Origin of the sequence: Nioella sp., from assembly GCF_964229645.1 — a bacterium.
Classification (GTDB): Bacteria; Pseudomonadota; Alphaproteobacteria; order Rhodobacterales; family Rhodobacteraceae; genus Nioella.
In genome coordinates, this window is the sequence record NZ_CAXREX010000065.1 from 1 (window position 1) to 20,699 (window position 20,699).

General features: G+C 64.8%; 19 protein-coding genes and 1 tRNA gene. 3 read left to right on the plus strand and 17 right to left on the minus strand.

What is annotated here, in order from left to right; translation table 11 throughout:
- From ACEQXV_RS04320 to ACEQXV_RS04335, 4 genes are all read right to left on the minus strand, one after another.
- The coding region (locus ACEQXV_RS04320) for an amidohydrolase (RefSeq protein ID WP_370268060.1) at positions 1-730 on the minus strand (730 nt) is incomplete at its 3' end.
- A gap of 27 nt (positions 731-757) precedes the next feature.
- On the minus strand, positions 758-2,101 hold the full coding sequence (locus ACEQXV_RS04325; protein WP_370254572.1) for a sigma-54-dependent transcriptional regulator: 1,344 nt from the start codon (positions 2,099-2,101) through the stop codon (positions 758-760).
- Positions 2,098-3,822 carry an ATP-binding protein gene (locus ACEQXV_RS04330; protein ID WP_370268062.1) on the minus strand — a complete coding sequence of 575 codons (1,725 nt, stop codon included), beginning with the start codon at positions 3,820-3,822 and terminating at the stop codon, positions 2,098-2,100. Before ACEQXV_RS04330 ends, ACEQXV_RS04325 begins: the two co-directional genes overlap by 4 nt.
- A gap of 134 nt (positions 3,823-3,956) precedes the next feature.
- Positions 3,957-4,033 (minus strand) — tRNA-Met (locus ACEQXV_RS04335).
- Between the two features lie 130 nt (positions 4,034-4,163).
- Here ACEQXV_RS04335 and ACEQXV_RS04340 point away from each other — a divergent pair.
- Complete coding sequence (locus ACEQXV_RS04340) at positions 4,164-5,579, plus strand: FAD-binding oxidoreductase (protein WP_370268063.1); 1,416 nt, start codon at positions 4,164-4,166, stop codon at positions 5,577-5,579.
- Between the two features lie 67 nt (positions 5,580-5,646).
- On the opposite strand, the gene hemC is transcribed toward ACEQXV_RS04340, so the two are convergent.
- Positions 5,647-6,612 carry a hydroxymethylbilane synthase gene (gene hemC / locus ACEQXV_RS04345; protein ID WP_370254567.1) on the minus strand — a complete coding sequence of 322 codons (966 nt, stop codon included), beginning with the start codon at positions 6,610-6,612 and terminating at the stop codon, positions 5,647-5,649.
- A gap of 99 nt (positions 6,613-6,711) precedes the next feature.
- Here hemC and hemE point away from each other — a divergent pair, with 99 nt between their 5' ends.
- Positions 6,712-7,740, plus strand: coding sequence for a uroporphyrinogen decarboxylase (hemE, locus tag ACEQXV_RS04350; RefSeq protein WP_370254566.1), 1,029 nt, complete (start codon positions 6,712-6,714; stop codon positions 7,738-7,740).
- A 39-nt stretch (positions 7,741-7,779) separates the two neighbouring features.
- Here the strand turns inward: hemE and ACEQXV_RS04355 are convergent, their stop codons facing one another.
- The 3 genes from ACEQXV_RS04355 to hemF form a co-directional block, all read right to left on the minus strand.
- Positions 7,780-8,922 (minus strand): hypothetical protein, encoded by a 1,143-nt coding sequence (locus tag ACEQXV_RS04355; protein WP_372525231.1) that lies wholly within the window; start codon positions 8,920-8,922, stop codon positions 7,780-7,782.
- A 181-nt stretch (positions 8,923-9,103) separates the two neighbouring features.
- Positions 9,104-9,853 (minus strand): SDR family NAD(P)-dependent oxidoreductase, encoded by a 750-nt coding sequence (locus tag ACEQXV_RS04360; RefSeq protein ID WP_370268067.1) that lies wholly within the window; start codon positions 9,851-9,853, stop codon positions 9,104-9,106.
- A 2-nt stretch (positions 9,854-9,855) separates the two neighbouring features.
- Positions 9,856-10,746, minus strand: coding sequence for an oxygen-dependent coproporphyrinogen oxidase (gene hemF / locus ACEQXV_RS04365; RefSeq protein WP_370268068.1), 891 nt, complete (start codon positions 10,744-10,746; stop codon positions 9,856-9,858).
- A 225-nt stretch (positions 10,747-10,971) separates the two neighbouring features.
- Between hemF and ACEQXV_RS04370 the strand changes: the two genes are divergently transcribed.
- Positions 10,972-12,492, plus strand: coding sequence for a serine hydrolase (locus ACEQXV_RS04370; RefSeq protein ID WP_370268069.1), 1,521 nt, complete (start codon positions 10,972-10,974; stop codon positions 12,490-12,492).
- A 73-nt stretch (positions 12,493-12,565) separates the two neighbouring features.
- Here ACEQXV_RS04370 and ccoS read toward each other — a convergent pair whose 3' ends face one another.
- From ccoS to ccoN, 9 genes are all read right to left on the minus strand, one after another.
- Positions 12,566-12,724, minus strand: a complete 159-nt coding sequence (gene ccoS, locus ACEQXV_RS04375) for a cbb3-type cytochrome oxidase assembly protein CcoS (protein WP_370252370.1) — start codon at positions 12,722-12,724, stop codon at positions 12,566-12,568.
- A gap of 20 nt (positions 12,725-12,744) precedes the next feature.
- Entirely contained in the window at positions 12,745-14,931 is a 2,187-nt protein-coding gene (locus ACEQXV_RS04380; RefSeq protein ID WP_370252369.1) for a heavy metal translocating P-type ATPase, read from the minus strand.
- Between the two features lie 6 nt (positions 14,932-14,937).
- Positions 14,938-15,420, minus strand: a complete 483-nt coding sequence (locus ACEQXV_RS04385) for a FixH family protein (protein WP_370268071.1) — start codon at positions 15,418-15,420, stop codon at positions 14,938-14,940.
- A 1-nt stretch (position 15,421) separates the two neighbouring features.
- Positions 15,422-16,849 carry a cytochrome c oxidase accessory protein CcoG gene (ccoG, locus tag ACEQXV_RS04390; protein ID WP_370268072.1) on the minus strand — a complete coding sequence of 476 codons (1,428 nt, stop codon included), beginning with the start codon at positions 16,847-16,849 and terminating at the stop codon, positions 15,422-15,424.
- 221 nt (positions 16,850-17,070) lie between these two features.
- Positions 17,071-17,508 carry a hypothetical protein gene (locus ACEQXV_RS04395; RefSeq protein WP_370251935.1) on the minus strand — a complete coding sequence of 146 codons (438 nt, stop codon included), beginning with the start codon at positions 17,506-17,508 and terminating at the stop codon, positions 17,071-17,073.
- Between the two features lie 296 nt (positions 17,509-17,804).
- A complete protein-coding gene (ccoP, locus tag ACEQXV_RS04400; RefSeq protein ID WP_370251936.1) occupies positions 17,805-18,707 on the minus strand; it encodes a cytochrome-c oxidase, cbb3-type subunit III in 903 nt (300 codons plus the stop codon).
- A complete protein-coding gene (locus ACEQXV_RS04405) occupies positions 18,704-18,922 on the minus strand; it encodes a cbb3-type cytochrome c oxidase subunit 3 (protein WP_370251937.1) in 219 nt (72 codons plus the stop codon). The genes ccoP and ACEQXV_RS04405 overlap by 4 nt, the downstream gene beginning before the upstream one ends.
- Before the next feature lie 16 nt (positions 18,923-18,938).
- Positions 18,939-19,661 carry a cytochrome-c oxidase, cbb3-type subunit II gene (gene ccoO, locus ACEQXV_RS04410; protein ID WP_370251938.1) on the minus strand — a complete coding sequence of 241 codons (723 nt, stop codon included), beginning with the start codon at positions 19,659-19,661 and terminating at the stop codon, positions 18,939-18,941.
- 14 nt (positions 19,662-19,675) lie between these two features.
- Positions 19,676-20,699, minus strand: a 1,024-nt coding sequence (ccoN, locus tag ACEQXV_RS04415) for a cytochrome-c oxidase, cbb3-type subunit I (protein ID WP_370268073.1), incomplete at its 5' end; no start/stop codon positions are given.

The following is a 20,699-nucleotide window of genomic DNA, read 5'->3' on the forward strand; positions in this document are numbered from 1 at the left end:
GGCCGGGCAAGGCATTGCGGGTGCCGTCAGTCACAAGCTCGGTCACCGAAACCACGGCTGTATCGACCGGCGCGATGCGGCGCGCGACGATGGTCTGAAGGTCCATCACCAGGGCACAGGCCGGCACCATGACCTCGCGCCCCCAATGGGGGCTGGAAGCATGGCCACCCTGCCCGGTGAGGGTGATCTCGAAGATATCCTCGGCCGACATGATCGGGCCGGGGCGGGTTTCGAAATGGCCCAGGGGCAGGCCCGGCATGTTGTGCAGACCATAGACCTCGTCGAAGGGGAAACGTTCCATCAGGCCATCGGCGAGCATGGAGAGCGCCCCCTGCCCCCATTCCTCGGCCGGCTGGAACAGAAAGCGGATGGTGCCATCGAAGCCGCCCTCTTCGGCCAGCATCCGCGCCGCGCCAAGCAACATCGCCGTATGCCCGTCATGGCCGCAGGCATGCATCGTGCCAGGGGTCCGGGAGGCATATTCCGCCCCGGTGGTTTCGGAGATCCGAAGCGCGTCCATGTCGGCGCGCAGCGCAATCGCCCGGTTGGACATGCCGCGTTTCAGTGTGCCGACAACGCCGGTGCCGCCGATCCCTTCTGCCACCTCCAGCCCGAAGCCGCGCAGCGTTTCGGCCACGAAGGCCGCCGTGCGGGATTCCTCGAAGCCGAATTCCGGGTGACGGTGCAGGTCGTGCCGCCATCGGGTCATCTGGGATACAAGATCGGTCATGGGCTGGCTCCTTCGCTGCCGACCAGACTAGAGCAGCGCGTCCTTGTCCAGCCCGAGCTTGACGATCTTCTCGTTGAGCGTGCGCCGCCCGATCCCGAGGGCTTCGGCCACGGCGTCCATCCGGCCCTCATGGGCCCGGATCGCCTTGCCGATCAGCTCTCGTTCGAAGACGGCTACCGCCTCGCGCAGGGTGTCGGGCACATCCTCGGGCGCCTGGTCGGCCCGGATCGCATCGGCCACCGAACCGCCCCCGCGTCGCGCCGCCAGAACCCGCCGCTCGGCCGCGTTGCGCAGTTCGCGCACGTTGCCCGGCCAGTCATGGGCCAGAAGCGCGGCCATGTCGTCATGGCTGAGATCGGGCAGGGCCACCTCGTAGACCTGGGCATATTGGCCGAGGAAATGAGTGAAAAGCAGGCTGATGTCATCGCGCCGCGCCCGCAGGGGGGGCAGCGACAGCACCACCGTGTTCAGGCGAAAGAGCAGGTCCTGGCGCAGCCGGCCTTCCCTGACCGCCTGTTCGGCCTCTTCGTTCGAGGCCGCGACGATGCGCAGGTCGAGCTTGACGGGCGTGGTCGAGCCGAGCGGTGTGAGCTCCTTTTCCTCGATCACGCGCAGAAGCTTGGCCTGAATGGCAGGCGGACAGGCGGCGATCTCGTCGAGGAAGAGCGTGCCGCCATTGGCCGCCACCAGCTTGCCCGTCGCCTCGCCCTTCACGCCGAACATCTCTGTCTCGAAACTGGCCTCGGCGATGGCGGCGCAGTTGAGGGCCAGGAAGGGCGCATCTGCGCGCGGTCCTAGATCGTGCAAGGCGCGCGCCACCACCTCTTTGCCGGTGCCGGTTTCCCCCTGCAACAGAACGGAGGCATCGGTATCGGCGAAGTCGAGCACATCGGCCCGGATGGCTGCGATCTCGGGCGTGCGGCCCAAGAGCACGCGGTCGAGCCCCGACAGGCGGGCCAGCCTTTCCTTGAGCCGCTCGGTCCCCTTCGCCATCCGGTGCTGTTCGGCCGCGTGGCGCAGGATCGACAGCAGGCGGCGCGGATCATAGGGCTTCTCGACGAAGCTGTAGGCCCCGTTCTGGATCGCCTCGACTGCCATCGGAATGTCGCCATGGGCCGAGATCAGCACCATGGGAGGGGCGCTGCCACGGTCGAGCGTGGCCAGCAGCTCCAGCCCCGACATGCCGGGCATGCGCACGTCCGACAGGATCACGTCAGGCTGAAGCCGGGGCAGCAGATCGGCGACCTGCGTGGCGCGCGGCAAAGCCTCGGTGCGCCAGCCCGCCGCCTCCAGCAGGTCCACCAGCGAGGCGCGCATGGACTTGTCGTCATCGACGATGAGGACGGAAAGGGCGGTATCCGCGCTGGTCATTCGGCAGCCTCCTCGGTGGTCTCGGCAAGCGGGATCTCGACACGGAAGACCGCGCCGCCGCCATCGCGGTTGCGGGCGGTCATCACGCCGTGATGTTCCTTCACGATGCCTGCGGAAATCGCCAGGCCGAGCCCCATGCCCTGCCCCGATTCCCGGCTGGTGACGAAGGGCTCCTGAAGCTCCAGCAGGCTGGACTGTCCCAGCCCATGCCCGCGGTCGGCCACCGCGAACCAGGCCAGCCCCCCGGCGCTGCCCACGCGCACGGTCAGTTCGCGCCGGTCGCCATCTTCCATCGCGTCGATCGCGTTGCGCAGGATATTGACCATCACCTGCTCGATCCGCAGCGCGTTGCCCTGCACCACGACCGGTCCATCGGGCAGGTCCTGCACAAGCTCGACCGCGTGGGTGTCCAGGTTGGGTGCCACGAGCTTCAGCGCCTCGCGCATGGCCTGCACCAGGTCCACCGGCTTGAGCGCGTCCTCGCCCGGATTGGCGAAGAACTTGAGCTGCCGGGTGATGCCTTCCATCCGCTCGACCAGGCCCGCAAGGCTCGGAATGGCCCGCTCGCTGCCCCCCATCTCGGCCGCGGCAAGGTGATTGCGCATGGCGGTGATAGGCTGGCCCAGTTCATGGGTGACCGAGGCGGCAAGCTGCCCCAGGGCCGCAAGCCGGCTGGCGCGGGCCAGTTCGTCGCGGGTGCGTTCCAGACGCCGTTCCGCCGCGCGGCGGTCGTCGATCTCTACCGCCAGCAGGTCATAGGCCCGGCGCAGCTCTGCCTCTTCGCGCTCCAGCGCGGTCAGCGCGGCCTGGGTCTGGGCATTGCGGCGCATCAGGAATACCAGCGCCACCCCGCCCGCGATCATCACCGCGATCACCGTGGCCAGCCAACTGCGCGTGGCCACCGGATCGACGCTGGCGAAATAGTGCAACTGCCAGCCGTGGGGCAGGTCGGAACTGGCCAGGTGGATCACCTCCATCCCGCCGATCACCGCGCTGTCGCCCGGGCCCTCGCGCCAGTCGAGCGGGTCAAGCGCCTGGCCCGGAAACTGCCGCGCCTCGGCGATTGCGGCGCGCTGCCCTGCATCGAGCGGCGTCAGCGTGCGGTAGCGCCAGTCGGGATTCGACGCCAGCAACACCACCCCATCGGCATTGGTCAGCACCACCTGTTCGCCGCCTTCGCGCCAGCTGTTTTCAAGGCGCGTCAGGTCGATCTTGATGGCGATGACGCCAAGCGCCTCGCCCAGGTCCGACACCACGGACTCGGCAATGAAATAGCCCGGCAGGCCGGTGGTGGCACCGATGCCGTAAAACCGCCCGGTGCCGCCCGCAAGCGCATCCTGGAAATAGGGGCGGAACGAGTAGTTCTGGCCGACGAAGCTGCGCGCCGAGCCGGCGTTCGAGGCCGAGATCGTCAGCCCCTCGAAATCCATCAGGTAGATCGCGTCGAGCCCCGACTGGCTGGCAAAGGACGCCAACCGCCCGTCAAGCGGCGCGGTCGGTCCGCCTGCAGCGGTTTCGATCACGAACGGATCGCGGGCCAGCACGAAGGTCAGGTGCGAGAACCGGTCGAGTTCGGCCACCACGGTCGAGCGGTAGAGCGACAGGCGGCCTTCGGCCCGGATGACTTCTTCGGAGCGGAAATATCGTGAGGACAGCACGAAAGCACCCGAGGCGAAGCCCAGGAAGAGAAGCGAAAAGACGATGGTCCGCGCGACGGTCATTGTCCTCCCCGGGGCTTTGGCGTCGTGGAGCACAGGCTTAGCCCAAGGTGGCGGGATGTCAAAACCCCAAAGGCAGGCCGCAAAACGCGAAAGCCGCGCGGGCGGCGCGGCGTCAACATCATCTTGAGGGGAGATGGTGGCGGTGCAGGGACTCGAACCCCGGACACAAGGATTATGATTCCTCTGCTCTAACCAACTGAGCTACACCGCCGGAACGGGGGGCTGAGTATGACAGGTGCCGGACCTCGTCAAGGGTCAAATTGCAGCCTTTTTCCCGACGCTTGCCTTTCCTCCTCAACGACCCCTTGCAAGGCCGGGCGCGGGCGGCGCAGTCTGGCGCCATGACGGAACCGGAACTGATATCAGAGCTGTCCGCGATCGTGGGCGCGGCGCATGTGGCCTCCGGAGCGGACATGGCGCGCTGGTCGCAGGACTGGAGCGGCGAAGACCGCTGGACGCCGCTTTCCGTGGCGCGCCCCGCCACCGCGGGCGAGGTCGCGGCCATCCTGCGGATGGCAAATGACAGGGGTCTGCCGGTGGTGCCCGTGTCCGGCAATACCGGCATGGCCGGGGGCACCCGGGCCGAGGGCGCGCTGATGCTGTCACTCGACCGCATGAACCGCATCCGCGAGATCCGGCCAGAGGCCCGGGTTGCCGTGGCCGAGGCAGGCGTGATCCTGTCGAGCCTTCACGACGCGGTGGAGGAGCACGGGTTGATCTTCCCGCTATTCTTCGGCGCGCGCGGCTCGGCGATGCTGGGAGGGGCGCTGTCGACCAATGCGGGCGGCTCGAACGTGCTGCGCTATGGCAATGCGCGCGCGCTCTGCCTTGGGGTCGAGGTGGTGACGCCCACGGGCGAGGTCATGAACCTGATGAGCGCGCTGCATAAGGACAATTCCGGCTATGACCTGCGCGACCTGGTGATCGGGGCGGAGGGCACGCTCGGGATCATCACCGCCGCCATCGTCAAGCTCTTCCCCAAGCCGCGCGCCTACGCGACCGCGATGGTGGCCACGAAAACGGTGCGTGACGCCGTGGCGCTGCTTCACGCGCTGCAGGCCGAAACCGGAGGTGCAGTAGAGGCCTTCGAATACATGCCCGGGGCCTATATCGATGCCCACCTGACCCGTTTCCCCGAGGCCCGCCCCCCCTTCGACGCACGCCACGAGGTGAACGTGCTGATCGAACTGGGCGCCGTTGCCGCGCGCGACAGCACCCCCGGCCCCGATGGAACGGTCCCGATCGCTGCGCAGCTGGAACAGGCGCTGATGGAGGCGCTGGAGGCGGGCGCGGTGCTCGATGCCGTGGTGGCGCAGAACGAGGCACAGCGGGCCGAAATGTGGGCCCGTCGCGAGGCGGCGGCGGAACTGGCGCTGCTGAAGCTGCCCTTCGTGGACAATGACGTGGCGGTGCGGCCCGACCTGATGCAGGCGCTGCTGGAGCGCATCGAGACGCGCACCCGCGCGCTGGACCCCGGCATCGGCTTTCTCAACGTGGCCCATCTGGGCGATGGCAACCTGCATTTCGCGGGCTGGCCCTCGTCACCGGATCCCGACCTGATGAAGGCCATTTCGCGGGTCGTCGAGGAAGAAGTGGTGGCGCTTGGCGGGTCGTTCTCGGCCGAACATGGCGTCGGTGTCCTGAAGCGGCCAGCCATGGCGGCGCACAAGGACCCCGTGGCGCTGGCTGTGATGGGCAGGATCAAGGCCGCGCTCGACCCCAATGGCATCCTCAATCCCGGCAAGATCATCCCCTAAGAGGGATCGCCGGGCGCGATCCTGTCGGATCGCGGGGCGTTTTCCGCAGCGGAAAACGGGCCGGTGCTCAGGCCAGACCCGTCCAGTCGAAAAAGCCCGGGCCAGCCCGCTCGCGCAGGCGTGCGGCCATCTCCGCCCCGGCCTGCGCCCCCTCTGCCACGGGCACGGTGATATCGTCGGCCAGGACCTCGGACCCATCTGGGCGCAGGATCTCGCCGCGCAGGCGAAGGCTGTTGCCCGAAAGCTCTGCCAGGCCCGCGATCGGCGTTTCGCAGGACCCGTCCAGACCCGCGAGGAAGGCGCGTTCCGCAGCAAGCCGGAGGCCGGTTTCATGATCGTGGATCGCGGCCAGCATATTCGCAGCGCGGGCATCTGCGGCGCGACGCTCGATCCCGATGGCCCCCTGCGCCACGGCGGGCAGCATGTCCTCGGGCGCGATCGGTGACTTGGCAACCTCGGCCATGCCAAGCCGCCGTAGCCCCGCCATGGCCAGGAAGGTGGCATCGGCCACGCCATCGCCAAGCTTCTTCATGCGGGTCTGCACGTTACCCCGGAACTCTACCAAGTTCAGGTCAGGGCGGCGGGCGCGAAGTTGCGCGCGGCGGCGCAGGGACGACGACCCAACGGTCGCGCCCTGCGGAAGATCGGCCAACGCCGCGTGACCGAGCGATACGAAGGCATCGCGCACGTCTTCACGCGGCAGGTAGCAGTCCAGCACCAGCCCAGCGGGCTGCAGGACCGGCATGTCCTTCATCGAATGCACGGCGATGTCGATTGCGCCCGCCAGCATCGCTTCTTCGATTTCCTTGGTGAAGAGCCCCTTGCCGCCAAGCTCTTTCAGCGGCTTGTCTGCGTCAATGAGCGCCCGGTTGTCGCCGGTCGTCTTGATCACCACGATCTCGAAGGCCTCAGGCGGCAGCTGAAATGCTGCGGCCAGACGGTCACGCGTCTCGTGAGCCTGCGCCAGCGCCAGTGGCGAGCCGCGGGTGCCAATCTTGAGCGGTTGAGCGGGGGTGGGCATCACGTGATTCATGTCCGCCTTCCTAACCGCAGTTTGCCCCCGTGACAACGCGACCTGCTTGACACCGGGGGCCGCGCGGAAAAGGGTGCGCGGACTGTGACGGAGGCCCCCATGACCAAGACCCTGCTGCGCGCCCTTGCCGGAGAAGTGCTGCCGACCCCGCCTATCTGGATGATGCGGCAAGCCGGACGCTACCTGCCGGAATACCGCGCCACGCGGGCCGAGGCGGGCGATTTCCTGTCGCTGTGCTACAACTCGGACCTCGCTGCCGAGGTCACGCTACAGCCGATCCGGCGGTATGGCTTCGATGCCGCGATCCTCTTTGCCGACATCCTGCTGCTGCCGCAGGCGCTCGGGGCCGACCTGTGGTTCGTGACCGGCGAGGGCCCGCGCCTGTCAACCATCACCGGGCCCGAAGGGATGCGCGGCCTGAAGGGCAAGGACGATATCCACGAGCACCTCGCCCCGGTCTATGAAACCGTGCGCATCCTGTCGCGCGAACTGCCCAGGGAAACCACGCTGATCGGATTTGCCGGCGCGCCCTGGACTGTGGCGACCTACATGATCGCCGGACGCGGCACACCAGACCAGGGCCCCGCCCACGCCTTGCGCGAGGGGGATACGGCCACATTCGAGGCACTGATCGACCTCTTGACCACCTCCACCATCGAATACCTGTCTATGCAGGTCGAAGCCGGGGCGGAGGTTGTGAAACTCTTCGATTCCTGGGCCGGTTCGCTCAAGGGCGATGCCTTCGCGAAATACGCGCTGGACCCCGCCAGGCGCATCATATCGGAACTCAAGTCCCGACATCCCGGCCTGCCGGTGATCGCCTTCCCGCGCGAGGCAGGCGAGAACTACGTGGGCTTCGCCAAGGCCGTCGGGGCGGACTGCCTCGCCATCGACAACTCGGTCTCGGCAGACTGGGCCGCCGAAGCCCTGCAGCCCGACAGTTGCATCCAGGGCAACCTCGCCCCCGGCCACATGGTGACGGGCGGCCAGGCGCTGGTGGATGAAACCCGCCGCATCGTCGAGGCCTTCCGCAACGGTCCCCATATCTTCAACCTCGGCCATGGCATCACACCCGACGCGGACCCCGAGAACGTGCAACTGATGATCGACACGGTCAGGAATGGGTGACGATGGCGGGTCGCAACCTTCGTGCGGCGACCCGGTCGACTAGGCGCTCTTCCGGTCGTTGGTTGCGATCCCGGTAAGCCTGTTCGGCAAGAGGCGCTCGGAGAACCCGGCAAGTGTTGCCCAGATCAGCAGCTTGGCAAACTGGCTGGTAAAGAGAGTGATCCTAACGTCCGAAAGCTTGCCCTTGCCGTCTTCTTCGTCAGGTCCACCAGTGTCGGCAGTCTGATCCTGCCCCTCAACCTGGTCCGCTGCGGTTCCATGTTCCGTTCGGGACTCGGTCGACGCTGTTTCCTCGCCTTCGCCCTGCGCGGTTTCTGCTTCTGTCAGCGTGTCTTCGGCTTTCGATGAACTCGCCACTCCGTCTTGATGTGCTTCTGGCTGCGCTGTGTCTTCGTAGTACTCGGTAAATACGGAATACCCCACCAGGAATTGTTCACCGTGGAGTTCAGGGAAAAACTCCCCTCCGACGAGATCGCCCAGAATGAGCAGGTAAAAGATCATCGCTCCCAACGCGCCAACAATCATGCGAACGCCAAGCGACAACGGCGAAAAATTGATCCGCAGGGCAGAGTGATCCAGACCGTTCAGATCCGTTTGAAAGGCAATCATTCGGGAAAGGTAGGCCCCCGTCATTCCGAACCACATGACCGAGAAAAAGCTGTATTCCACCACGAAGCGCATAATTTCAGGCTCTGAAAAGCCGATAAGAGCGATCATGGCGACGCCCACGACAACCACACCCACAAGGTTCAGATTCCGGGCGGTCCGGCTGCGCGTATGATCGTGAAGCAATCTCTGATAATGATGGTACTGCAAGCTGTCGACCAACTGCTCGTAAACAGCTTCTTGCAGCTTCGGGTTGTCCTGTGCGCTTGCAAGATTGGCTTCATAAGTTGCGGCCTCGGGAATGTCCCAAGCCTTAGCCTGTTCCAAACCGCGAATGGACTCCGCCTGGATCATTTCCGGGGTCATCTTGGGGATAAGCAATCGCTTGGCTTCGAAGAGCTTCTTCCAGCTCTTTGACCCTTCTTCGGCCTCTGACAGGAGTTCAGGGACACGCGGAATGTCATAACTGCCATCCGGGTTGCGGTTCAGACGCTCATTGAGGACATTGAGGCCAATCTTGTATGATGACCACATTCTCGAAGAGGGCTGTCCGTTTTGAAACCATTTCCAGAACATAACCGCTCCCGAAATTCACAAAATCAAAATCCCGCCAGTTTCCCGACGGGACGATCATTTCATGGCGATTGACCTTGCGTCATCAATTTTTTGCGAAAATGTATTAAAATAGCCGCCTGAATCTTAAATTCAAACGGCAAATCTTCGGAAATTAAATATCTACGTCAATTAAATTTGGCACCTAGCCCCGCAGGGACGGCAACCCGATGCCGGTCGATTCGAACCCGCCATCGACGGCGATGACCTGCCCGGTGACATAGCTCGCCTTGTCCGAACACAGGAAGACGATGACATTGCCGATCTCTTCTTCGCTGCCATAGCGATTGAGCGGGATGGCGTCGTGATAGGCGTCGATGATGTCCTGCGTGTGCACCGCCATGGCCAGCTTCGTCGCCACCGGGCCGGGGCAGATGCAGTTGGCGCGCACGCCCCATTCTCCCCATTCCGCCGCCTGCTGTTGCGTCAGGTGCATGACGCCCGCCTTGGACGTGCCGTAGGCCACGCGCAGGGTCGAGGCCCTGAGCCCCGAGATTGAGGCGATGTTGACGATGGTCCCCTTGGCCGCCTTCAGCGCCGCTGCGCAGGCCTGCGAGCACAGGAACACCCCGTCGAGATTGGTTTCCATCACCCGGCGCCAGCGTTCGAAATCGGTCTCGTCGATCGGCCCGAAATCGGCCACCCCGGCGTTGTTGACCAGCGCGTCGATCCGGCCGAACTTGTCCAGAACCTCGGCCACCATGGCCGTGACCTGGTCGGGCTGCGACACGTCGCAGACCACGGGCAGAACGTTGTCCAGCCCCGCCGCGGCCTCCATCAGCGCGGGGACGTCGCGGTCGATCATGGCGACCTTGCGGCCCTCTTCGAGAAAGAGCCTGGTGGTGGCCAGGCCGATGCCGCGGGCGGCCCCGGTCACGATTGCGGTTTTCTGCATGGTCACACCCATTTGGCCAGCGGTGGCAGGCTCATCAGCACGGCATTCGCGTCATGCCCGGTGGCCAGCCCGAACTTGGTGCCCCGGTCATAGACGAGGTTGTATTCGGCATAGAGCCCGCGGTGGATCAGCTGCGTGTCCTTGTCGGCGTCCGACCAGGGCATATTGCGGCGCTTTTCCGTGAGCGGCAGGAAGGCGGGCAGGAAGGCGCGGCCGATATCCTGCGTCAGGGCAAAGTCGGCCTCCCAGTCTCCGGTGTTGCGGTCGTCCATGAAGATTCCGCCGACACCGCGCGCCCGGCCCCGGTGCGGCACGAAGAAATACTCGTCCGCCCAGGCCTTGAGCTCAGGATAGAGCCCGTCACCATGCGGATCGAGATGCGCTTTCTGAACGGCGTGGAAATGCGCGGTGTCCTCGTCGTATTCGATGCAGGGGTTGAGGTCCGACCCGCCCCCGAACCACCAGGCGTGCGGGGTCCAGAACATGCGCGTGTTCATGTGCACGGCAGGGGTATGCGGGTTCTGCATATGTGCCACGAGCGAAATGCCCGAGGCCCAGAAGCGGGGGTCATCCTCCATCCCCGGCACACCGCGCGCGGCCATGGCCTTCTGCGCCTGCGCGCCAAGCTGACCGTAGACGGTCGAGACGTTCACCCCCACTTTTTCGAAGACGCGCCCGCCGCGCATGACGCTCATCAGGCCGCCGCCCGCATCCGATCCATCGTCAGAGGCGCGCTTTGTTTCCGTCACCTCGAAACGGCCGGCGGGCTGGCCCGCGAAGGGCCCCTCGCTCTGGCTGTCTTCCAGGGCCTCGAAGGCGGCGACGATCTGGTCGCGCAGTTCTCGGAACCAGGCCGAGGCGCGGGACTTGCGGGCGTCGAACGAGTCGCTCATCGCGGGATCTCCTCTCACAATCGGCGGGACTGTGCCGAATAGCCGGCCGCAGGTCCAGAGCCGCAGGCGAAGATATTGCGGCCAGATGGTCGCGTTCCGCCAGATGTCGGAGGGCAGGGAATTCTCTCGAAAGATGGCACGGTTAGTGATGGATTCACGGGGAGAAATCCCCTATCCTTTCACGAAAGCCGCATCAGACGGCAGCAGAGGCAGTAGAGCAGTCTCTTGATACGAAGAACGCTCCTTTCGGTCCTTTTGGGCCTCGCAGTGCTGTTCGGCACGCTTCTTTCCGCACCCTCCCCGGCGCGGGCTGCCCCCTATGCGGCCATGGTGATCGACGCGCGCACCGGAGAAGTTCTCCACTCGCGCAATGCCGATACACGGCTTCACCCGGCCTCCCTGACCAAGATGATGACGCTCTACATCGCCTTCGAGGCGGTGCGCCTTGGCGAGATCACGCTCGATACGCCCGTGCGGATTTCCCAGAACGCGGCAGCGGAACCGCCTTCGCGGCTTGGGCTCCAGGCCGGCAGCACGATCCGGCTGCGATACCTGATCCGGGCGGCGGCGGTCCGGTCGGCCAATGATGCGGCCACCGCGATTGGCGAGGCGATCTCGGGCTCGGAGGCGGCCTTCGCCCGCCGCATGAACCGCACCGCCGAAGCGCTTGGCATGACCCGCACCACCTTCCGCAACGCCAATGGGCTGACCGAGGAAGGCCACCTGTCGACCGCGCGTGACATGACGACGATGGGGCGGCGGCTGTTCTACGATTATCCGCAATACTACAACATCTTCTCGCGTCGGACTGCGGATGCGGGCATTGCGACGGTGCGCAACACCAACCGCCGGTTCCTGGATGCCTACCGGGGTGCGGACGGGATCAAGACGGGTTACACGCGGGCGGCGGGCTATAACCTCGTCGCTTCGGCGGAACGTGGGAACGTGCGGATCATCGCAACCGTGTTCGGGGGCCGTTCATCGGCCAGCCGCAACGAGAGGATCATGGAACTTCTCGACATGGGCTTTGCCCGCGCCCCGGCGCAGGCCCAGGTCAGGCGGCCCGAACTGCCCGTCTACGGCAATGACGGACGCGCGGGACGCACGACGCGCACAACAGGGCTGGTCACAAGCAGCCTGCGCCCCCTGCCCCGCCCCCTGCCCCCTGCTGGCCCGGAAGATATTCCCGAAGCCTCGCCTGAATTGCTGGCCGCTGTCGCGGACGCAGTTGAAGATGCCCTGGCGGAACCGGAGGCACCCGAAGAAACCGCAGACGCCACTGAAACGCCGATACCGGAACCAGTGCCGGAGGAGGCGGCCCCGCAAGAGGTGCTGCTCGCGGAAGCAGAGCCGGAGGCCGAGCCAACGGATGCCCCGGCCACGCCGAGCGTCATTCCAGTTCCGCGCCCCGAAATCGTCGCCTACGATTCCACCGAGATCGAGCTTGCCGTGATCAACCCCGACCCCGAGCCGCCCGCGCAGGAAATCGTGACCCGCGCCTCGTCGAGCGGGGAACGGCTCTATGGCGTGTCGCTTGGGCGCTATCCATCGCGCTTTGCCGCCGAGCAGCTGCTGCTGCGCACCGCGCTGGCCGAGCTTGGCACCTTCGACGAAGCCTTGCGCAACGTCGTCAACCGCAGCGGCGGCTTCGAAGCACAGTTCGCGGGGATGAGCGAAGATCAGGCTGCCCGGGCCTGCGCGCGGCTGATGTCGCGCAACATCACCTGCACCACTTACGGTCCCTGACAGGGCTGCCTGCCGAATGGCAGGAAGAATCTGCGCAGATCCTTGCAAGGATTTTCGAAAATCCTTCCCCCGCCTAGCCTTTCGGTTCGTCGTCGTAATCGCCGCTGAGAATGCGGTTGGCATCGCCTTCCGGGTCGTCGAACTGCCCCCGTTTGAGCAGCCAGAAGAACCCGCCAAGCCCAAGCGCCCCCAGGAAGAGAGACACGGGGATCAGGATTACCAGAACATCCATCGGGGCGGGCCTTCCTTGGCTCAGCGCAGGCGCAGCGCATTCAGGGACACGGTAATCGAGCTGGCCGACATCGCCAAGGCCGCCGCCAACGGTGTTGCGAACCCCGCGATGGCGAAGGGCACGGCCACGATATTATAGACCGTTGCGATCGAGAAATTTTCCCGAATGCGCGCGCGGGCTTTCACCGAGGTCTCGAACGCGTCCGCGATCGGGGCAAGGTCCTTGCCCAGTAGCACCATGTCAGAGGCCACGCGGGCGGCATCGAGCGCGGAAGCGGGCGAGATCGAGACATGCGCCGCCGCGAGGGCGGCGGTGTCGTTGAGCCCGTCCCCCACCATCAGAACCCGGGCGCCCTGCGCCGCAAGCTCCGCGACACGGGCCGCCTTCTGATCGGGCAGCGCTTCGGCCATGACCTCGTCGATGCCAATCTCTGCGGCGAAGCGTTCCACCGCGCCGCGCGTGTCGCCCGACACGAGGATCACGCGCAACCCGCTGGCCTTCAGCCCCTGCACTGCCTCGGCCGCACCGGGGCGCATGGAGTCGGTGAAGGTGACGGCAATCGGGGCCTCGCCTTCGATGTGCAGGAAGGTCGCCGTGACGTCGAGCGCCTCGGCCCCAACCCAGGTGGCACGCCCAAGGCGGACGGTCCTGCCCTGCCACTGGCCTTCCACGCCGTATCCGGGGACCTCGCGCAGCTTGTCGAGTGTCTCGGGCAACTGGCCAAGGTCGCGCAGGCCCTTTGCCAGCGCCTCGGCCAGCGGATGGCCCGACACCGTGGCAAGCGACAGGGCCACGCCCTTGGCCTCGGCGGGCAGCTCCAACAGGCCCACGGGATGAGGAGCGCCCATGGTCAGCGTTCCGGTCTTGTCGAACACGACGGTATCGACCTCGGCCAGCCGTTCCATGGCGGTTCCATCCTTGATCAGCATTCCCTTGCGGAATAGCCGTCCCGACGCTGCCGTGGTGACGGCCGGTACGGCCAGACCCAAAGCGCAAGGGCAGGTAATGATCAGAACCGCAGCGGCGATATTGAGCGAAATCCGAAGATCGAAGGTGTAGAGATACCAGCCCACGGCGGCGAGCGCCGACAGGATATGCACCCCCGGCGCGTAGAGTTTCGCCGCCTGGTCGGCAAGCGAGGTGTAGTTGTTGCGCCCCGACTCCGCGATGGCGACGAGATCGGCAATGCGGTGAAGCGCGGTATCTTCCCCCGCCGCCGTGACTTCAACGGTCAGCGGCCCTGTGAGGTTCACCTCGCCCGCGGACACGGCCGTTCCGGGGCCGGCGAAGGCGGGCAGGCTTTCCCCGGTCATCAGGGCACGGTCGATCTCGGACGTGCCGTCCAGCACGACACCATCGACCGGAACGCGCCCGCCGGGGCGCACCAGAACGCGGTCGCCCAGGGCGAGCTCGGCCACGCCCACGGTTTCGGTCTCGCCCGTCTCGGTCAGGCGCAGAGCGCGGGGCACCTCCATCGCGGCCAGTTCCTGCGCGGCTGACCGGGCCGAGGCCCGTGTGCGGTAGTCGAGGTAACGGCCCGCAAGCAGGAAAAAGGTCAGCGAGATCGCGGCGTCGAAATAGGCATGCTCTCCGGAATGGACGGTCTCGTAGAACGAGGTGCCCACGGCCAGAAGAATGGCCAGCGTGATCGGCACGTCCATGTTGAGCCGCCCGGTGCGCAGTGCGGACCAGGCGTTCACGTAGAAGGGCTTGCCGGTAAATACGATCGCGGGCAGCACGATCGCCGCCGAGATCCAGTGCATCATGTCGCGCGTGACGCCCTCGGCCCCGGACCAGACCGCCACCGACAACAGCATCACGTTCATCATCGCAAAGCCCGCCACGGCGAGCCGCATCAGCAGGTCCTTGCTGGCGCGGTCGGCCTCGGTCGCGGCCAGCATGCCGGGGTCGAGCTCATGTGCCTCGTATCCCACACCCTCGACCACGCGCACGAGTTCTTCGGCCGTGATGCCGGCATCGGCCTCGACCATGGCGCGCTTCAGCGTCAGGTTCACGCGGGCCGACTGCACGCCCGGCGTGCGGGCCAGCGCCCGTTCCACCGTCGAAATACAGGCCGCGCAGTGAATTCCCGGCAGCGACAGCATCAGCCGCGCCTCCTTGGGGGCATCGGCCAGCGCCTCGGCTGCTGGCGTGACCGAACAGGCCGGGCAGACCGCGGGGCTGCTATGTTCGAAGGTGGTGGTCACTTGGGATCAGTTCCGCACCGTGAAAGTAATGTTGTGACGATAGGCGGTGCCATCGCGGGCTTCACCGGTCAGGCGCAGGCGCCAGCGGCCGGGGCTGATCGCAACGGGCGCGGTGAAGGCCCCCGCGTTGCGGGTCAGGGTCAGTTGCTGGTCTTCTTCCTGGTTCGTGGGACGGGTCAGCAGCGCCTGCAATTCAGCCGGGGCCACCGGGCGCCCGGCTTCGTCGTTGAGATGCAGGGTCAGGATACCGGTTTCGGCATCCACCTCGACCTCGGCCACCCATCCAAGCGCCTCCTGCGCTTCGCGGCGCAGGTCGAAGTCCTGGCTGTCAGCGTAGGAGGAGGAGACCTCAAGCCCTGGGAAGGTCCGCACCGCGTTGACCGCCATGTAGACATTGACGCCGATGATGATCCCGAACGCGCCGACGAAGATGGCCAGCACATGCCAACCGGTCAGCTGCCGTTCACGGGGCTGGGTTGCGTCGCTCATCTCAGTTCCCCTGTCCGTGGAAGACGGTGTCGCCATAGGTGCGGCTACCATTCGATTGCGCCTCGATCCAGAAGCGGAAGTCGGTGCGTTCTGCCGTCGCCGCCGGATCGTCGGGCCGTGCCAGAACATATACACGCTGCAACTGGGTGCTGTCTGCGGGCACGGTGACGGTCAGAAGGTTGGTGCCTTCAAGTTCCACGCGCAGGATCTCGTGCGAGGTCAGCGAAATGTGGAACTCGGTGTCTTCGTGCTGCATGTTGCGGATCCGCACGTCGTAGGTGTTGCGGATGGTGCCATCGGACAGCGTCACGTATTGCGGGTTGCGCACGGGCGAAATCGTCACGTCGATGTCGGAGCGCACGAACAGCATGACCGTCAGGCCAACGCCGATCGCGGACCACAGGACGGTGTAGATGATCGTGCGCAGGCGGAAGATGTGCTTCCAGACCGATTTCTTGGGGTTCCCGCCACGCTCGTTCGCCTCATCGGTCAGCGCCATGTAGTCGATCAGGCCACGTGGCTTGCCGATCTTCTTCATGATGTCGTCACAGGCGTCGATGCAAAGCGCGCAGGTGATGCATTCCAGCTGCTGCCCGTCGCGAATGTCGATGCCCACGGGGCAGACGTTCACGCAGGCCATGCAGTCAATGCAGTCGCCAAGCTGGTCCGCATCGGCCCCCTTGCGGTGCTTGCCGCGCGGCTCACCGCGCCAGGAACGGTAGGCCACGGTGATCGTGTCCTCGTCCATCATCGCGGCCTGGATACGCGGCCAGGGGCACATGTAGATGCAGACCTGTTCGCGCATGAACCCCCCGAAGACGAAGGTCGTGGCGGTCAGGATGCCGATGGTCGCGTAGGCCACATAGGGTGCCTGAAGGGTCACCAGGTCCATGAACAGCGTCGGCGCATCGGTAAAGTAGAATACCCAGGCCCCGCCCGTGGCGACCGCGATCAGGAACCAGGCGATGTACTTGGTTACGCGCAGGCGCACCTTGCGGGCGTCCCATTTCTGCTTCCACAGGCGCAGGCGCGCGTTGCGATCCCCCTCGATCCAGCGCTCGACCGTATAGAACAGGTCCGTCCAGACGGTCTGAGGGCAGGCATAACCGCACCAGACCCGGCCCAGGGCCGAGGTGAACAGGAACAGCCCGAGCCCGGCCATGATCAGAAGGCCCGCGACGAAGTAGAACTCGTGCGGCCAGATCTCGATCCAGAAGAAGAAGAAGCGGCGGTTGGCAAGATCCAGCAGGACCGCCTGGTCAGGCAGCGAGGGGCCGCGATCCCAACGGATCCAGGGCGTCAGGTAGTAGATGCCCAGGGTCACGATCATGATGATCCACTTGAGGTTCCGGAAAGGCCCGTAAACGCGTTTCGGGAAAACAGGTTCGCGTGCTGCGTAAAGTTTTTGCGGTTGTTCTGCGGAACTCATGACCGGAGATACCCCTTGGAGTCGTTTGCCTTGGCTTGCTTGGTTCTTATGCGTCGGGGCCGGGGCCAACTTTGACGTGGATCAAGAATTGGCGCTGCACTGCAAAAAACATGAGTTGCCTTCATAGGTTTTCGCCCCCGTTGCGGCGCTTTGTCCGAAGGCGCAATGAAAAAGGCCGACCCCGGGCGGGATCGGCCTGTTCTTGAGCTGGTCCTTGCGACTCAGGTCGGCGGGTCGATCAACCCGCGGGAAATCGCCTCGTCCCGCGCGATGTAATATTCGTCGTGATAGGTGTCGTAAGGGTGGCCAGAGCCGGCGGGGTATTCCGCGTATTGCTCCATGTTGGCCATGTGGGTCAGCAACTGCTGATCTTCGAACCCGGCCATCCATGCCGTGTAGGAATCATAGATCCCCGGGTTGCTCTGGTCCCAGTTGCCTGCAACCCAATCAACGGCACCACTGCCGAAGCTGGCCGAGATCTCCTGGCTGGCAAGTTGCGTGCCAACATCGCCCGACAGGTCCTCGACCCCGCCGGATACGACCGCCATGGTCGCAAGCCCAAGGCCGACAAGCCCTGCTGTCAAAACAACCCAATCAACCGTCACTGCACCCGAGTCGTCGGCAAGAAAGCCTGCCGTAGTCTTCATCAGCTTCGTCATATCGCTGCCCTCGATAGGTCCATGAGAGCATTAACCTGAAGGGCGAAGTGGCCCCGATCAGGACCACTTTAAGGCGAAAGCGCGAATTATCTTAATTTGTATCTTTAGGGATGTAAGATGCCGGCTCTGCAGGAAACGCGCGAACAGGACCAGAGCCGGCACCTTTTCCGATGGCCGGGAGGGGCCATTCGGATTCTGTAACTAGAGGTGCCGACCCTGCAGGAAACGCGCGAACAGGACCAGGGTCGGCACCTAACCGGAGGCCGGGAGGGGCCTCCGGATCTCTTGTCGGGGGATTACTCCCCGCCGCCCAGAGAGTGGACGTAGACCGCGACCGAGCGAACTTCTGCCTCGCTCAGACGGCCAGCTTCGGTGGCGTCGGCCGACCAGGGCGGCATGACGCCGAAGCGGGCATAGCGCACGGTGGCTTCAAGGCTGGCCTCGTCCCCGCCATAGAGCCAAATGGCGTCGGTCAGGTTGGGAGCGCCGAGGAAGCGGTCACCGGTGCCGTCATCCATGTGGCAGGACGCACAGTTGTCGAGGAACACCTGCTCGCCCGCGGTGGCCAAGGTCGCATCGTGATCCTGGCCCGACAGGTTGCGGACGTATTGCACCACGCTGCCGATCTCGTCATCGGTGAGGATTTCGTCGAAGGCGGTCATTTCGGAGTACCGCGCGTCGAAATCATCCTCGTTCCGGATGCCGTGGCTGATGGTGTAGTGGATCTCGTCGATCGAGCCGCCCCACAGCCAGTCATCGTCCAGCAGGTTCGGGTAACCGGTCGCACCGGCGGCGCCCGAGCCGTGACACTGCGCGCACCAGGTGCGGAAGATCGCGGCCCCGCCCTGGATGGCGTAGTTGTAGAGGTCGGGGTTTTCGTCGGCGTTGATCGCCGCCAGTTCAACCGCTTCGATCTGGGCACGGACCGGGGCGTTCATTTCCTCGAACGAGGCGATGTCCGCCGCAACCTCGGCCCGGGTCGAATACCCCAGCACACCGGCGGTCGAGTCGCTGAGCAGCGGCCATGCCGGGTAGAGGACGGTGTAGATCAGACCCCAGGCACAGGTGGCGTAGAAGGTCCACAGCCACCAACGCGGAAGAGGGTTGTTGAACTCTTTGATCCCGTCCCAGACGTGACCCGTGGTATCGGGATCGCCCTCCATCAGGATCTGTTCTTCAGGATGCTTCTGTTCGGTCATTGCCGCGCCTCCGTAAGTTGGGCGTCAGGGGAACCGGTCAGCATGGACCGGGCCGGCTTGTCGTCATGGCGGAAGGGAATGTTCGCGGTGTCCCTGTGCACCTTCCGGCTACCGGGCCGGAAGGCGAACAGGACGACGGCTGCGAAGACCAGGAACATGAAGACCAGTCCCCAGCTTCCCGCGAAGACCCGCATGATGGTGTAAGTATCTTCCATCTGTTGCGGTCCCTTCTCAGCGGTGCTCGTCGGGCGTGAAGGTCGAGAAATCGACCAACGTGCCGAGCATCTGCATGTAGGCGATCAGGGCGTCCATCTCGGTCACTTCCGGATTTCCGTCAAAATCGCGCACCTGCGCACCGGGGTAGCGTTCCGCCACGGCGTCATCACCGAAATTGGTGGCCTGCTCGACAAAGTCGTAGTCGGCCATTTCGATCATCTCGTCGGTGTAGGGCACGCCGACGATGCGGTGCGTGGCCATCAGCTCAGAGACATATCCCGGTTCGATCACCGTATTGGCGAGGTAGCCATAGGGCGGCATCACCGATTCAGGCACCACCGACTGCGGATCGGTCAGGTGGTCGACATGCCATTCGTCCGAATAGCGGCCGCCCACGCGGGCGAGGTCGGGCCCCGTCCGCTTGGAGCCCCACTGGAACGGGTGGTCATACATCGACTCAGCCGCGAGGCTGTAGTGCCCGTACCGCTCCACCTCGTCACGCATCGGCCGGATCATCTGCGAGTGGCAGACATAGCAGCCTTCGCGGATGTAGATCTCGCGCCCGGTCAGTTCGAGCGGCGAGTAGGGGCGCATGCCCTCCACGTCCTCGATCGTGTTGTCCAGGTAGAACAGGGGAGCGATTTCCACGATCCCGCCGATGGTCACAACACCAAGGCTGAGAACCAGAAGGAGGGTGGCGTTGGTTTCAATCTTCTTGTGTCCGTCAAGAATAGCCATGTTCCGGACCCTCCTTATTCAGCGGGTGCCGCGACGGGGGCTTCTGCCTTGGCAGAGCCTTTGCGCACGGTCATCCAGAGGTTGTAGGCCATGATCAGCGCACCAACGAGGTACATGACGCCACCAAGGCCGCGAACCACGTACATCGGGAACTTGGCCGCCACGGTGTCGGCGAAGCTGTTGACCAGGAAGCCCTGGGCGTCGACTTCACGCCACATCAGGCCTTCCATGATCCCGGTCACCCACATCGACGCGGCGTAGAGCACGATGCCGCTCGTGGCGAGCCAGTAGTGCCAGCTGACCATGCGCAGGCTGTAGAGCGCCTGGCGGTTCCACAGCTTGGGCACCAGGTAGTACAGCACGCCGAACGTGATCATGCCGTTCCAGCCAAGAGCGCCAGAGTGGACGTGGCCGATGGTCCAGTCGGTGTAGTGCGACAGCGAGTTCACCGCGCGGATCGACATCATCGGACCTTCGAAGGTCGACATCCCGTAGAAGGCGATCGAGGTCACCATCATCCGCAGGATCGGGTCGGTGCGCAGCTTGTCCCATGCGCCCGAAAGCGTCATCAGACCGTTGATCATGCCACCCCAGGAGGGCATCCAGAGCACGACCGAGAACACCATGCCGAGCGTCGAGGCCCAGTCAGGCAGTGCGGTGTAGTGCAGGTGGTGGGGACCGGCCCAGATATACAGGAAGATCAAGGCCCAGAAGTGGATGATCGACAGCTTGTAGCTGTAAACCGGACGCTCGGCCTGCTTCGGCACGAAGTAGTACATCATGCCCAGGAAACCCGCGGTCAGGAAGAAGCCCACCGCATTGTGGCCGTACCACCACTGAACCATCGCATCCTGAACGCCAGCCCAGACGATCACGGATTTGGAACCCCAGATCGAAACCGGAATGGTCAGGTTGTTCACCACATGCAGCATGGCGACAGTGACGATAAACGCGAGGTAGAACCAGTTTGCCACGTAGATGTGCGGCTCCTTGCGTTTGATGACGGTGCCCAGGAACACGGCCAGATAGGCAACCCAC